Raw genomic sequence first — 14,115 nt, forward strand, 5'->3', positions numbered from 1 at the left:
ACCATCCCTGAGAACAGCGTGCGGCCGAGGAAGCGGCCATGGCGCGCCAGCGCCAGCGCCGCCAGCGTTCCGAGCACCGTGGCGAGGCTCGCGGAGACGACCCCGAGGCGGATCGAGAGCCAGGCGGCATCGAGCAGCGGCTGGTTGGCGAGCAACGCGCCGTACCAATGCGTCGAGAAGCCGCCCCAGACCGTGACCAGCCGCGAGGCGTTGAAGGAATAGGCAATCAGCGTGACGATCGGCAGGTAGAGAAAGGCGAAGCCGAGGATCAGCGTGAGGATGAGGCCGGGGCCGAGGCGCTTCATGCCGCCTGCTCCCGCTTCAGCCGCGCCTTCTGCAGCAGCAGGAGGGGCAGCACCAGCACGATCACCAGCGCGACCGCGACGGCCGAGGCCAGCGGCCAGTCGCGATTGGCAAAGAACTCGTTCCACAGCACCTTGCCGATCATCACCGTATCCGGGCCGCCGAGCAGATCGGGGATGACGAATTCGCCCACCGAGGGAATGAAGACGAGGGCCGAACCGGCGAGAATGCCCGGCAGGGACAGAGGCAGCGTCACGGTGAGGAAGGCGCGCAGCGGCGTCGCGCCCAGATCGGCTGCCGCTTCCAGCAGGCTGCGATCCAGCTTCTCCAGCGTCGTGAACAGCGGCAGCACCATGAAGGGCAGGTAGGAATAGACCATGCCCAGCAGCACCGCCGTCTCGGTGTTGAGCAGGCGCAGCGGCTCCCCGCCGAGGCCGAGCCAGCCGAGCGCGGCATCCAGCAGCCCCTCCGGACGCAGAATGCCGATCCAGGCGTAGACGCGGATCAGGAAGGAGGTCCAGAACGGCAGGATGACGAGAACGAGCAGCACGCCGCGCCGGCGCGCCGGGACGCTCGCCATCGCATAGGCTAGCGGATAGCCGATCGCCAGCGCCAGCAGCGTCGTCTCGCCCGCCAGCCGCAGCGAATAGATATAGCTTTGCCAGTATAGCGGATCCTCGGCGAGCAGCCTGAAATTCTCGACGCCCAATTGCGAGAGGAAATCGCCGAGCTGAGCGAGCCCTTCCCAATGCGGCGCATAGGGCGGCAACGCTGTCGCCGCCTGCGAGAAGGCCAGGCGCAGCACGATGGCGAAGGGCGCGAGGAAGACCAGCGCCAGCCAGAGAGAGGGAATGGCGACGACGAGGCGCCGGCTCGGTGCTGCCTGGGCGTTCATGGCGGCAGGACCACGCCGGCCTCGACATCCCAGGAAAGCCAGACGCGATCCTCCCAGGCGAAGGGGCGTTCCATGCGCCGGGTGCGGTTCGACAGCCCGACCTTGAGCAAGGTCCCGCCCGCGCCATCCGCATCCCGGCCCACCATCACCTGGATCATGGTGACGTCCCCGAGATAGCCGATATCCCAGATCTCGCCGACGGCCCTGTTGACGGTCTGCGCCGGCTCGTCATGGGCGATCGCGATCTTCTCGGGACGAATGCCGATCGCGACGGGCTCCCCTGCCCGAAGGCGGGATGTGTCCTCATCCAGAACGACGGCGCCGATGGCCGGCACCTGCGCATGGACGAGTTCGCCCGTCACGCCCGTCACCTGCCCTTCGAGGATATTGATATCGCCGACGAACTCGGCGACGTAGCGGCTCGCCGGAGCCTCGTAGATCACATCGGGCGGCGCGATCTGGGCGAGCCGGCCCTGCTCCATCACCGCCATCCGGTCGGCCATGGTCATGGCCTCGTCCTGATCATGCGTCACGACCATGAAGGTAAGGCCCAGCTCGCTCTGTAAATCCATGAGCTCGAACTGCGTCTGCTCGCGCAGCTTGCGGTCGAGCGCGGCCATCGGCTCGTCGAGAAGCAGGAGCTTGGGCCGCTTGGCCAGCGCGCGCGCCAGGGCGACACGCTGGCGCTGGCCGCCGGACAATTGGTGCGGCTTGCGCTGCCCCAGCCCGCCGAGCTTGACCAGTTCCAGCATCTCGCCGACGCGGCGCTCGATCTCGCTCCGCGCCAGCCCCTCGCGCTTCAGCCCATAGGCGATGTTTCCGGCGACGCTGAGATGCGGAAACAGCGCATAGGACTGGAACATCATGTTGACCGGGCGCAGATGCGGCGGCACGCCCGTTATATCATGCCCATCGAGCCAGATCGTGCCGACATCGGGCTGCTCGAAGCCCGCGAGCATGCGCATCAGCGTGGTCTTGCCGCAGCCCGAGGGGCCGAGCAGGGCGAAGAATTCGCGGCGGTAGAGCGAGAGCGAAAGGTCGCGAACCGCCGCGACCTCGCCGAAGCTCTTCCCGACGCCGCGAAGCTCGACCAGCGGCATGGCCTGCGGGTCGTTCCAGGGCTGGAAGGCCCGGCGCACGCTGCCGGGTGAGACCCGCTTCGTCATCGCCGCGCCGGTGCCGCCGTCACTTGCACCTCGTCACTTGCCGGTCTTCACGCGCGTCCACAGCCGGTTCACCACGCGCTGGGCCTTCTGGTCATAGGGCGTGATCGTGTAGAGCCGCGCCATCACAGCCTCTGAGGGGTAGATGCCAGGGTTGTCGCGCACCGCCGGCGAGAGCAGCGGCTTCGAGGCCAGGTTGCCATTGGCATATTGGATGAAGTCCGAATTCTTCGCCGCCATCTCCGGCCGATTGACGAAGTCGATGAACTTCAGCGCCGCGTCGACATTGGCCGCATCCTTCGGGACGACGAAGGAATCGAACCACATCAGCGCGCCTTCCTTGGGAATGGCATAGGCGATCTGGACACCGCTCTTGGCCTCCTCCGCGCGCTTCTTCGCTTGCAGAATGTCCCCGGAATAGCCGACGGCGAGGCAGATATCGCCATTGGCGAGCGCGTTGATGTATTCGGAGGAGTGGAATTTCTGGATGTAGGGCCGGATCTTGCGCAGAAGCTCGCCGGCCTTGTTGAGATCGGCCTCGCTCTTGGAATCGGGATCGAGGCCGAGATGGCGCAGCGCTGCCGGAAACAGCTCCTCGACCGCGTCGAGCACATGCACGCCGCAGGTCGAGAGCTTCTTCAGCTGCTCGGGCTCGAAGACGATCTTCCAGCTGTCGATCGGGGCGTCGGTGCCGAGCCGTTCCTTGACCTTGGCGACATTGTAGCCGATGCCAGTGGTGCCCCACATGTAGTTGACGGCATAGGTGTTGCCGGGGTCGTATTTCGCCAGCCGCCCCTGGATCTCGGGCCAGAGATTCTTCAGATTCGGCACCTTGGCCTTGTCGATCGGCTGATAGAGGCCGAGCGGGACGTGGCGCGGCAGGAACGACGCGGTGACGACGATCAGGTCATAGCCGGTCTTGCCGGCCAGCAGCTTGGTCTCGACCGTCTCCATCTGATCGAAGGTATCGTAGACGACCGTGATGCCGGTCTCCTTCTTGAACGCGTCCAGCACCTCGGGGTCGACGTAATCCGACCAGTTGTAGATGCGCAGCTGCTTGTCCTGCGCCTGCGCCGGCCCGGTCGCCACCGCCCAACCGAGCGCGAGCGCCGCTACCAGGCCCTTCAACCCCGTGATTCCAGCCAATCTGTCCCTCCCGATGCGACGTGACGGCGGCACGCTACCAGCTTGCGGCAACGTCTCAACCACCTTTTCGTGATCGCCGGAGAGCGCCGCGCGTCCGCTCCCTTCTTGCGATGCAACAAGCCGGCCACATATCGATCTGCATGCGCGCTGCCCGCCTCCTCATGCTGATTTTCCTCCTCGCTTTCCTGCTGCCGCTTGCCAGCCATGCGGCCTGGTGGCTGTGGCGTCCGCGCGCGGAGGATTGGCGCCGCGCCGACTGGTCGAGCGCGAAACTGCTGCCGGCCGCCGCAATCGAGCCGGAAGCGACGGTGCATGTCTTCGCGGCGCGGGTCGGCCGCTGGCGCGGCATCTTCGCGCATCACTCATGGGTGGTGGTGAAGGAGCGCGGGGCCAGCGCCTATACGCGCTTCGACGTGGTCGGCTGGGGCACGCCGGTGCGGGTCAATCACCGCGAGGCGGATGGGCGCTGGTTCGGGAATGTGCCGGAGCTGGTGGCAGAAGTGCGCGGCGAGGCGGCGCAGGCGCTGATTCCGCGCATCCGTGCCGCCGTGCAGTCCTATGGCTATGCGACGCCCGGCACCTATCTGGCTTGGCCGGGCCCCAACTCCAACAGCTTCGTGCAGCATGTGCTGACCGAGGTGCCCGAACTGCGCCGCGCCCTGCCGCCGACCGCCATCGGCAAGGACTGGCGCGAAAGCGGACTGTTCGCCGGGCTGACGCCGAGCCGCACCGGCGTGCAGGCGTCGCTCTATGGGCTCGCGGGGGTGACGATCGGCTGGGTCGAAGGCGTCGAGATCAATCTGCTCGGCCTCGTCGCCGGTCTCGACCTGCGCAACCCGGCGCTGAAGCTGCCCGGCTGGGGGCGGATCGGAGTTTAAGGCATCAGGCAATCTCGCTGAATGAACACCGCTCTCTGCGTTACATGTAACGCCCGATTGGAGCAGACGATGGCGTCTTCAACCGCGACCCGTGTGCAGAAACGGCGTGAGGTTTTGCGCCGCGCCGGGCTCCGCCCGCTGCAGATGTGGGTGCCCGACACCCGCCGGCCCGGTTTCGCGGAGGAATGCCGCCGACAATCGGGCATCGTCGCCGAAGCGGACAAGCGGGACTCCGATCTCGGCAGCTTCCTCGATGCAGCCCTCGACGATCTCGACGACCGGGCCGGATGAAGCGAGGCGATATCGCCCGTGTTCACACCGCCTCGAAAGCCTGCGCCAGATCCGAGATCAGATCCTCGATGTTCTCGATGCCCACGGAGATGCGGATCAGCGCGTCGGTGAGGCCGATCTCCTCGCGCAATTCGCGGGCGACACCGGAATGGGTCATCGCGGCCGGATGCGAAACCAGCGTCTCGGTGCCGCCGAGGCTGACGGCGAGCTTCATGATCTGCAGATTGTCGAGCAGCGCGAAAGCTTCCTTCTCGCCGCCCTTCACATCGAAGGCGAAGGTCGAGCCCGCCGCGCTGCATTGCCGGTCGAACACGGCCTTGCGCGGGTCTCCCGCCTTCAGATTGCCGAGATAATGCACCTTGGCGACCTTGGGGTGGCTCTCGAGATAATCGGCCACGAGCCTGGCGTTCTCGTTGGCGCGGCTCATGCGGATGTCGAGCGTCTCCAGCGAGCGCATCAGCATCCAGCAGGAATTCGGATCGGCCTGGGTGCCGAGCGAGCCGCGCCAGGCCTTGACCTGCTTCACCAGCGCCTCGGAGCCGCTGATCGAACCGCCGACGAGGTCGGAATGGCCGCCGACATATTTCGTCAGCGAAAGCAGGCTGAGATCGGCGCCAAGCGCGAGCGGCTTTTGATATTTGGGGCCGAGCAGCGTGTTGTCGACGACCACCGGCGGGCGGTGGCCCTGGGATTGGCCCAGTTCGTCGGCGATCGCCTTGCAGGCCGCCAGATCGACGAGGCCGTTGGTCGGGTTGGCCGGCGTCTCGACCAGGATCATCGCGACGCGGCCCTTGGCGGCGGCCGCCTTTGCCACGGAGCGCATCTGCTCCAGATCGAGCCCGTCGGTGAAGCCGAAGGGCGTGATGCCGAAGGCCCCCATCTGGTTCTTCAGCAGGGTCTCGGTGCCGCCGTAGAGCGGACGCGAGTGGATGATGGTGTCGCCCGGACGCAGGAAGGCGAAGCAGGTCGTCGCGATCGCCGCCATGCCGGAGGCGAAAACGGCGCATTTCTCGGCCTCGTCCCAGATCGCCAGGCGATCCTCGAGGATTTCCATGTTCGGGTGATTGAAGCGGGAATAGACCAGCCCCGACTTCTCGCCCGGCTTCAGCTGCCGGCGGCCGGCGGTGAGATCAAAGAAGTCCTTGCCCTGCTGGGCGTTCTCGAAGACGAAGGTCGAGGTCAGAAAGACCGGCGGCTTGAGCGAGCCTTCCGACATGGCCGGCGAATAGCCGAAGCCCATCATCAGAGTCTCGGGATGGAGCCGGCGATTGGCGATGCGATCCTTGTGATAGCCGTCGTTGCTCATGGCGTCCTCCGCGGGTTGATCGTTCCGCTCCAGACTAGCTTCAAAGCAGCGCCATTGCTTGGCAGATCGGCATTGCGCTACAAAGAGCCGCGCAGTTTTCTGCTACACCGAACCTGGAGGAGAGCAGATCATGCTCGATTCGATCGATCGCCGGATCCTCGCCGTGCTGCGCGAGGACGGCCGCATCACCAATCAGGATCTGTCGGCCCGCGTCGGCCTGTCGCCGACGCCCTGCCTGCGGCGGCTGAAGCGGCTGGAGGAGAGCGGCGTCATCCAGGGCTATGCGGCCATCGTCGATCCCAAGGCCTATGGGCTGCCCTTCAGCGTCTTCGTCTCGGTGCGGCTGATCCAGCAGAATCAGGAGCATATCGGCGAGTTCGAGAAGGCGGTGGAGAGCTGGAGCGAGGTCGCCGAGTGCTATCTGATGACCGGCACGCAGGATTACCTGCTTCGCGTCGTCACCGACGGCATCGAGGGCTATGAGCGCTTTTTGAAGCAGAAGGTGACCCGGCTGAAATGCATCCAGTCGGTGGAGTCCAACTTCGCTTTGGCGACGCTCAAGAAGCGCTCCGGCCTGCCGCCGATTTAAGCGGTCCTACGGCCCGAGCAACACCGGGCCGGCTGCTGCAGCCATCCGCTTCTGCTCATGGGCGACGCCCGGCACCGTGACCTCGCGCCACGCGGAGGAGACACCGAGGCGGGACGATACCGTCCTGATATCCGCCATGAAGGCCTGCCCTCGCGCGAAGCGCGTCGGCCCCTGGGCCTCCGCGCCGGGCGACTTGTTGATCTCGACATGATCGGGATCGTTGTCGTTCTCCCCCAGCATGACGATCACCGGCCTGGCGAGCGCGGCCTTCAGGGTGGCATCCGTGGCCGGCGTTGCGCCGAGCGAATAGGGATAGGCGAAGCCACCCGCCGCCTCGGTGCCGAGCGGGCGGGTGTAGAAGCCGGAATTGGCTGCGACGGCGCGGGAAAAGCGGGCTTCCGGCATCAGCAGCGCCATGCGGTGGACGAACTGCCCGCCGGCCGAGTGACCGAAGATGCGGTAGCTGTCGCCCTCGATGCGGCCGGTCGCGCGGGCTGCGTCGAACAGGCGCTCGACGATGCCGAAGCTCCACTTCGCCTTGTCAGGCTCGCCGGGGACATTGCCCTGCTGGAAGATGCGGCTGGAAAAGCGCTGCCTGTCGAAGCGCGGCGCCGCGACCTGGACGCCGTATCGCTCGGCGGCGTCGATCCAGTAGTCGCGCGCGCTGGCGGCGTTGCGGCCATTGCCATGGATCACGATCAGCAACGGGCATGGCTTGGCCGCGCAGGCAGACGGGGTGTAGGTCTGCACCTCGATCGCCTTGAAGGCGGGGTCGTCGAAGGTCCAGCGGCCCCGCCCCGCCGCGCCGAACGGCTCGGTCGTCTGCGCATGCGCGCCCGATGTCACCGCTACGGCGGTCAGCGCCAGCAAAACGGTCTTCGCAACGACCCAATCGCGCATCAGCCTTCTCCCCGGTCGATCGCACGGCGCACAACCTGCGTCACTTCGCTGTCGGAGAGGAAGAGATCGTGGCGGAGCATGCTCCACCCGCGCCCCGACGTGTCGGCGACCCGCACGCCCAGCGCGTCGAGACGGCCGCGATCGGCGGCACCGGCACGGGCGACGCCACCGGCGATGCGGGCCGAGACCGCCAGGGCCCGGTCGCCCGGATCGATGATCACGGTCATGCGCCGGGCCAGCGGGCCGAGCTTCTTCACCGTCTGCTCGAAAGCGTCGATATCCACGTCCGGCGAGGCCAGAACGACCGAACCGATCCGGGCGTAGACTTCGGGCGCATCGCGCAATTCGCGCAAGGCTTCCAGCGTGAGGAAGGTGCCCATCGAATGCGCGACGATATGGATGCGTCCGACGGTCGGGTTGCCGACGAGCGCGCGCAGTGTCTCGACGAAGCCGTCGCGGGACCATAAGGCGCTTTCCCGATCATAGGCGTAATCGAAGAGCTTGCCGCCGGAGGGCCAGGTGAACAGCACCGTGCGACCGCGGAACTCGAGAGAATGCGAAAGCTGCCCGACGCTGCGCGTGGCCGAATCGAAGCTCTCGTTGAAGCCGTGGACATAGAGCAGCACGTCGCGGCCATTGACCGAATCGGCCAGGGCCCGTGCCGGGTCCATGCTGTTTTCGCGGTCGATGCCGACCACCTGCCAGTCGCCGCTGACGGCGGAGGAGACCCGCCCGCCGATGCCCCGGCCCGGCGGCGAGAGGCGCACCTCGGCAAAGGTCAGCTTGCCGCGATCGGTGCCGAAGAAGGGCGGGGTGCGGCCAGTGGCATTGCGGGTCGTCATCACCAGCAGGCGCGGATCGCGGCCAAGCGCAGAGGAATCCGCGCGCTCGGGCTCGGAAAAGGGCGAGACGCTCGCCTCGCTCTGGGCGCAGGCGGCAAGGCCGAGCGGCAGGATAGCGGCGAGCAGAGCGCGGCTTGAAAAATCGCGCCTCGTGACAGGCATGGGGACGGTATCCGGATCGGGCGAGAGCGGGAGAGCGGCGATCTGCGCCGCATCCCGTTAAGGCCAGCCCAACGCGGCCAGAATGCGGCGAAGGCGCGACGCGGGCGCGCGTTCGGCCTCAGCCGTCAGCGGGCGCCCTGGACAATGGCGGCAGGCGCCGTCACGACAAGCCCGACGGTCGAGCCGACCGTGCCGACGACGCCGCCGGCAACATCGCCGAGCTTGTCGCCGAGCGTCGGGCCGGCGGTCGCGATGCCCTTGTCCTGCCGCAGCCGCTCGCCGATCATCTGCACGACCTTGGGAGAGGCCGCGAATTTGGCGTGGTTCAGCGGATCGCCGGAGCTGATCTCGGAGAGGTCGATCACCCGCGCGCCGAGCTTCTCCAGTTCCGCGACGGTCTCGGTGTCCTTGCTGGAGACCGCGCCAAGGCGCTTCTTGTCACCGGCGAAGCGCCTCGAGAAGTCCAAAGCCCGGTCGTCGGCGGATACGAAGACGGTCACGGGGCGCTTGATCTGGCGCATCTGCGTCTTGAACACGTCGAGATCGAGATCGGGAGCGGCCAGCATCACGTCGCGCAGCTTTCCGCCGAAGTTGCCGTCGCCGCGGATCGCGGCCTGCCGCAGCGTCTCGACCGTCAGCAGCGTGCCCATCGAATGAGCGAGCACGTCCATGCGGGGCGGGCCGAGATCGCGGGCGATGGCACGCAGATTGTTCTCCAGGAAATCGCGCGAGTAATAAGCGCTCTCGCGATCGTAGGGATAGGCCAGCAATTCGCCGCGCGAGGGCCAGGTGAACAGCACCGGCACGCCCTTGAAGCCGGAATCATAGACGATCTGCGCGAAGCGATAGGCGGCGTCGGCGAAATTGGTGTTGTAGCCATGCACGAAGACGAGCACATCGCGCTGCTCGACCGGGCGGCGCTGCAATTCGCGGCGCACATCGGCCACGACCGGCGCCAGGTCCAGCCGTGTCAAATTGGTCGCGACGAAATGCTTCGAGGGGTTGCCCAGGCCGGAATCCGGCAACTCGAGCTCGCCGGCCTTGTGGCTTCTGGGAACGGTGATGTCGAGCCGCGCGAAGGATGGCCTGGGCGCGCGCTCGCCGCTGAACCAGACCGGCTGATCGGACACGGCACGGGTGGTCGCGACATAGAGCTGGACCGTGCCGGCGATTTCGGAGGCCGGCGGGGTCCCCTGCGCCAGTTCGAGCACGCGCGGCGTGCCGCAGGCGGCCAGAGCCAGCGGCAGCAGGAGGGCCAGAAGAAGGGTGCGAAGCCGCAGCGTCGGCGCGATCATGACATGTCTCGTCTCATCGTTCCGTGCATTCTTCAAGATGCGCGCATGACACAGTCACGACAGATCGTAACCGAGCGTCACTTGCCGGCCATCGACGGGGATTGCTAACTGGGCGCATGCTCGCCTCCGCCCCTTCCGTCGATGCTCTCGCCGACGCCATCCTCGCCGGGGAGCGGGCGGCGCTGGCCCGCGCGATCACGCTGGCGGAATCGCGACGGCCCGACCATCGCGAACAGGCCAGAAGCCTCGTCCAGAGGCTGTTGCCAAAGACGGGCAAGGCGATCCGCGTCGGCATCACCGGCGTGCCCGGCGTCGGCAAATCGACCACGATCGACGCGCTCGGGGCGCATCTGACAGGGCTCGGCCACAAGGTGGCGGTGCTGGCGGTCGATCCCTCCTCGACGCGCACGGGGGGCTCGATCCTCGGCGACAAGACGCGCATGGCGCGGCTCGCGGTCGATCCCAACGCCTATATCCGCCCCTCCCCTTCGTCCGGCACGCTCGGCGGCGTCGCTGCCAAGACGCGCGAGACGATGCTGCTATGCGAAGCGGCGGGCTTCGACGTCGTCCTCGTCGAAACCGTCGGCGTCGGTCAGTCGGAAACGGCGGTCGCCGATCTCACCGATTTCTTCCTCGTCCTGATGCTGCCCAATGCCGGCGACGAGTTGCAGGGCATCAAGAAGGGCATCATCGAGCTCGCCGACATGATCGCGGTCAACAAGGCGGACGGAGCGGGAGCGACTGCCGCAAGGGCCGCTGCCGCCCAGTACCGCGCCGCGCTGCACATCCTGGCGCCAGCCTCGGCGCTGTGGTCGACGCCGGTCGTCACCATTTCGGGTCTGACCGGCGAGGGGCTAGACGGGCTCTGGCGCACCATCGAGGAGCATCGCGACCGGCTGGCACCGCACGGGCTGATCGCCGAACGGCGCCGCCGGCAGGACGTCAAATGGATGTGGGCGATGGTGCAGGACCGGCTTCAGGAGAAGCTGCGGCACGACCCCGCATTGAAGACGCGCGCGCCGGAGATCGAGCGCGCGGTCGCGGCGGGCACGCTGGCGCCGACACTCGCCGCCGACGAAATCGCACAGGCATTGGGGCTTTGAGCATGCGGAACGCGGCGCCTGCGGACCTCCTCGTCACCGGCTTCGGGCCGTTCCCCGGCGTGCGGGTCAACCCCACCACGCTTCTGGCCCGCAATGTCGCGAGGCGCCTCGCGGCCGCCGGGATCGGCGCACGGGCTCTCGTGCTGGAAACCAGCTATGGCGAGGGCCTGCCGCGGCTCGCCGCCGAGATCGCGTCGCTGAAGCCCCGCGCGGTGCTGATGCTGGGCGTCGCGGCGCGGGCGCGGCAGGTGCGGGTGGAACTCTTCGCCCGCGGCCGCGCCAGCACGCTGCATCCCGACGCGACGGGTCGGCCGGGGAGCGCCCGCGCCGTCGTCGCATCCAGCGCCGCGCTCCCTACGCGCGGGCGGCCGCAAGTCGCGCTGGCCCGGCTGCGCCGCGCTGGCCTCGTCGCCGGGTTGTCGCCCTCGGCCGGCCGCTATCTCTGCGATGCGAGCTATGCCGTCGCGCTACGCCATCCGGCGCTGCGAGGCCGACCCGTGCTGTTCGTGCATGTGCCCTGGCTGCGGCCCCGTCCCGGGACGCGCCCCGCCGCGCGGGTCGCGCGCTTTCGGCCCCACCCGGCCGCGCTCGCGGTCGCGCTCGCAGCCATCGGGCGGGATCTGGCCGTGGCCGGGCGCTGAGCGTCCCGTTCCGGGACAGCTTTTCCGGCACGCGGCTTGATGCGGGAGGGCGAAGGAGAGCGCATGGTCCCGTCCCGTCGCAGTGTCATCGCCGCCGGCCTGTCGGCCACCCTGCTGCCGAGCCTGCCCGCGCTGGCGCAAGCGCAGCAGCGGATCGGAGCGGCGTCCGGGCTGGGCGGCTTGGGGCTGGATGCGAGCATGCTCGGGCTCCATCCGGGCTCGCCCGACGATCAGTCGGAGCGGCTGCGGCGGGCTCTGGCGGAGGCAGCACGCCGCTCGGCCCCCCTCCTGCTGCCGCCGGGACGCTATCGGATCGCGGATGTCGCCTTGCCGGATGGAACCCAGCTTCTCGGCGTGCCGGGCGCGACCCGGCTGGTGACGGCGACCGGGGGGCCGATCCTGACCGCGCGCCAGGCGCGCCGGCTTTCCCTCTCCGGCCTATCGCTGGACGGGCGCGACATCCCCTCGCCCAACCGCAGCGGCCTCATCGCGCTGGAGGGGGTGGGCGCGCTCAGCCTGTCGGAGCTGGGCTTTGAGCAGGCCGGCTCGACCGGGCTCGTGCTCACGCGCTGCGGCGGGCAAATCCTGCGCTGCCGCTTTTCCCGCATGCGCGATGCGGGTCTGTTCTCACTGGATTCGCTCGGGCTCACCATCGCCGACAATACGGTCGAGGATTGCGGCAATAACGGCCTGCTGATCTGGCGCAGCGAGCGCGGCGACGACGGCTCGATCCTGCGCGGCAACCGCATCGCGCGCATCCGGGCGGAAGGCGGCGGCGACGGCCCCAACGGCAACGGCATCGGCCTGTTCCGGGCCGGCGGCGTGATCGTCGAGGGCAACCAGCTGCGCGACTGCGCGATGACATTCATCCGCAACAATTCCGGCTCCGGGGTGCAGATGCTCGGCAATCAGGGCCGGCGCTGCGGTGAGGTCGGCGTCTATTCCGAATTCGCCTTCGAGGGCTCGATCATGGCCAACAATCTGATCGAGGATTGCGCGGCGGGGGCGAGCATCACCAATCTCGACCATGGCGGCCGGCTCGCCGTCTTCGCCAACAACATCATCCGCAATGTCCGGCGCGGCGTCGCTCCCAACGGCAAGGAGCCGATCGGCGGCTTCGGCGTGCAGGTCGAGGCGGAGGCGACGGTCACCGGCAACGTCATCGAGAACGTCAGCGAGAGCGGCATCGTGCTGGGCTGGGCCTGGGCGATGCGCAATCTGTCCGCCACCGGCAACATCGTCCGCAAGACCGGGATCGGCATCTCGGTCTCGCTGATCGGCAAGGAGCGCAACGCGCTGATCGCCAACAACGTCATCGACGGCGCGCGCGGCGGCGCCGTGGTCGGCACCGAATACGGCAAGCCGGTCACCGGCGATCTGACGAAGGCGCCCGCCCCCCGCGCCGCCGGCATCCGGGTCGAGGGTAATGCGGTGAGTTAGGCGGCCGGATGGCCGTCCCGGCTCTCAGCCGGCCGGCGCGCGGACCCGGCCGACCTCGATCCCGTTCCAATTCTTCAGCACCGCCTCGCGCAAGGGGACGAAGGCGGCGGCGCTGGCGTCATCCATGGGCAGGAAACGGGCGATCAGCGCCGCCAGCGCCACTTCGGCCGCGCGACCGGCGCCGTCGTCGCATTTCAGCGCGATGCCGTAGCCCAGTTCGGGCAGGGCCGCGCAATAGACGCCCTCGGCACCGGTCTTGGTGAAGGCGCGCGCGCCGAGCAGGCCCATCAGCCGCGTGTCGAAACGGTCGGTGCCGGCGACCATGAAGGGATGAGCGGCCGCCGCAGCGCGAAAGCGAGCGGCCGCCTTCGCCCGCTCGGGGCCGAAGCCATGGCCTGTGCCCATGCGGGCGAAGCCCAGTGCCAGCGCGCGCAGCGGAATGGCGTAGGAGGGGATCGAGCAGCCATCGGTGCCGCGATGCTCGGCCGTATGGGCCGCGCCGGTCACCGCCTCCAGCGCGCCGCGCACCGCCTGCTGGACCGCATGGTCGGCCTTCACATAACCGGCCGGGTCCTCGTCGAGCGCGCAGGAGAGGCAAACGAAACCGGCATGCTTGCCCGAGCAATTGTTGTTGAGCGCGGTCGGTTCGGCGCCCGATTTCGCCAGGGCCCGCGCCACCTTCTCATTGGTCGGCCAATGGGCGCCGCATTCGAGGCAACCGGCCTCGCGCCCGGCCTTGCGGAGCATGCCGATCGCGGTCTGCGCATGCTCGGGCTCGCCGGAATGGGAGGAAATGGCGAGCGCCAGTTCCGGCTCCGTCAGCCCGTAGCGGTCGGCGGCACCGCTCTCGATCAAAGGCAGGCCCTGGATCGACTTCACCGCCGAACGGGGAAACACCGGCCGCTCGACATCGCCGGCCGAGAACACCACCGCTCCGTCGGCGTCGATCACGATCGCAGCGCCGCGATGGCGCGATTCGACGGTGTTGCCGCGGGTGACTTCGGCGAGAACGGGGTTTTCCATGGCGACCTCCGAGCGGATCGATGCCGATGGGCCGCCGCCGACATGGCGGCGGGGGCCCCCCCGGGCCCCCGCGTTTGACCACAACCCCCCCCCGGGTGCAAAACACACTCCCACGGCGGCCGGGGCCGCCCCACAAGC

Annotated in this window: 14 protein-coding genes and 1 pseudogene; 6 read left to right on the forward strand and 9 right to left on the reverse strand. The window is 68.2% G+C overall.

The genetic code is table 11. The annotated features are described in order from the left end of the window. The 4 genes and pseudogenes from ACOJTB_RS17690 to ACOJTB_RS17705 form a co-directional block, all read right to left on the reverse strand. Positions 1-305 (reverse strand): annotated as a pseudogene (locus ACOJTB_RS17690) (putrescine ABC transporter permease PotI); the annotation flags it as partial. Continuing rightward, positions 302-1,198 (reverse strand): ABC transporter permease, encoded by an 897-nt coding sequence (locus tag ACOJTB_RS17695; RefSeq protein ID WP_420103843.1) that lies wholly within the window; start codon positions 1,196-1,198, stop codon positions 302-304. The gene ACOJTB_RS17695 and the pseudogene ACOJTB_RS17690, both read right to left, overlap by 4 nt. Beyond that, the gene (locus ACOJTB_RS17700; RefSeq protein ID WP_420103844.1) at positions 1,195-2,364 is read right to left on the reverse strand and encodes an ABC transporter ATP-binding protein; all 1,170 of its coding nucleotides are present in this window, start codon (positions 2,362-2,364) and stop codon (positions 1,195-1,197) included. The genes ACOJTB_RS17695 and ACOJTB_RS17700 overlap by 4 nt, the downstream gene beginning before the upstream one ends. Positions 2,365-2,397: 33 nt before the next feature. Next, complete coding sequence (locus ACOJTB_RS17705) at positions 2,398-3,507, reverse strand: polyamine ABC transporter substrate-binding protein (protein WP_420103845.1); 1,110 nt, start codon at positions 3,505-3,507, stop codon at positions 2,398-2,400. 161 nt (positions 3,508-3,668) lie between these two features. On the opposite strand from ACOJTB_RS17705, the gene ACOJTB_RS17710 reads away from it, so the two are divergent. Then, the gene (locus ACOJTB_RS17710; protein WP_420103846.1) at positions 3,669-4,385 is read left to right on the forward strand and encodes a DUF3750 domain-containing protein; all 717 of its coding nucleotides are present in this window, start codon (positions 3,669-3,671) and stop codon (positions 4,383-4,385) included. Positions 4,386-4,454: 69 nt separating this feature from the next. Then, positions 4,455-4,676 carry an antitoxin MazE family protein gene (locus tag ACOJTB_RS17715; RefSeq protein ID WP_420103856.1) on the forward strand — a complete coding sequence of 74 codons (222 nt, stop codon included), beginning with the start codon at positions 4,455-4,457 and terminating at the stop codon, positions 4,674-4,676. 22 nt (positions 4,677-4,698) lie between these two features. Here the strand turns inward: ACOJTB_RS17715 and ACOJTB_RS17720 are convergent, their stop codons facing one another. Next, positions 4,699-5,982, reverse strand: a complete 1,284-nt coding sequence (locus ACOJTB_RS17720; protein ID WP_420103847.1) for a cystathionine gamma-synthase family protein — start codon at positions 5,980-5,982, stop codon at positions 4,699-4,701. A 130-nt stretch (positions 5,983-6,112) separates the two neighbouring features. On the opposite strand from ACOJTB_RS17720, the gene ACOJTB_RS17725 reads away from it, so the two are divergent. Next, positions 6,113-6,571, forward strand: a complete 459-nt coding sequence (locus ACOJTB_RS17725; RefSeq protein WP_420103848.1) for an Lrp/AsnC family transcriptional regulator — start codon at positions 6,113-6,115, stop codon at positions 6,569-6,571. A gap of 6 nt (positions 6,572-6,577) precedes the next feature. Here ACOJTB_RS17725 and ACOJTB_RS17730 read toward each other — a convergent pair whose 3' ends face one another. The 3 genes from ACOJTB_RS17730 to ACOJTB_RS17740 all read right to left on the reverse strand — a co-directional run bounded on the left by ACOJTB_RS17730 (position 6,578) and on the right by ACOJTB_RS17740 (position 9,770). Next, complete coding sequence (locus ACOJTB_RS17730) at positions 6,578-7,471, reverse strand: alpha/beta hydrolase-fold protein (protein WP_420103849.1); 894 nt, start codon at positions 7,469-7,471, stop codon at positions 6,578-6,580. Next, complete coding sequence (locus ACOJTB_RS17735; protein WP_420103850.1) at positions 7,471-8,475, reverse strand: alpha/beta hydrolase; 1,005 nt, start codon at positions 8,473-8,475, stop codon at positions 7,471-7,473. Before ACOJTB_RS17735 ends, ACOJTB_RS17730 begins: the two co-directional genes overlap by 1 nt. 125 nt (positions 8,476-8,600) lie before the next feature. Next, positions 8,601-9,770: an alpha/beta hydrolase gene (locus tag ACOJTB_RS17740; RefSeq protein WP_420103851.1), complete on the reverse strand. Its 1,170-nt coding sequence runs from the start codon at positions 9,768-9,770 to the stop codon at positions 8,601-8,603. Between the two features lie 116 nt (positions 9,771-9,886). On the opposite strand from ACOJTB_RS17740, the gene meaB reads away from it, so the two are divergent. The 3 genes from meaB to ACOJTB_RS17755 all read left to right on the forward strand — a co-directional run bounded on the left by meaB (position 9,887) and on the right by ACOJTB_RS17755 (position 12,954). Further along, positions 9,887-10,873 (forward strand): methylmalonyl Co-A mutase-associated GTPase MeaB, encoded by a 987-nt coding sequence (meaB, locus tag ACOJTB_RS17745; RefSeq protein WP_420103852.1) that lies wholly within the window; start codon positions 9,887-9,889, stop codon positions 10,871-10,873. A gap of 2 nt (positions 10,874-10,875) precedes the next feature. Then, entirely contained in the window at positions 10,876-11,514 is a 639-nt protein-coding gene (locus tag ACOJTB_RS17750; protein ID WP_420103853.1) for a pyroglutamyl-peptidase I family protein, read from the forward strand. A gap of 63 nt (positions 11,515-11,577) precedes the next feature. After that, positions 11,578-12,954, forward strand: coding sequence for a TIGR03808 family TAT-translocated repetitive protein (locus tag ACOJTB_RS17755; protein WP_420103854.1), 1,377 nt, complete (start codon positions 11,578-11,580; stop codon positions 12,952-12,954). A gap of 24 nt (positions 12,955-12,978) precedes the next feature. Here ACOJTB_RS17755 and ACOJTB_RS17760 read toward each other — a convergent pair whose 3' ends face one another. Then, on the reverse strand, positions 12,979-13,977 hold the full coding sequence (locus ACOJTB_RS17760) for an asparaginase (protein ID WP_420103855.1): 999 nt from the start codon (positions 13,975-13,977) through the stop codon (positions 12,979-12,981). Positions 13,978-14,115 lie beyond the last annotated feature (138 nt).

This window comes from Allobosea sp. (genome assembly GCF_048595345.1).
Taxonomy (GTDB): domain Bacteria; phylum Pseudomonadota; class Alphaproteobacteria; order Rhizobiales; family Beijerinckiaceae; genus Allobosea.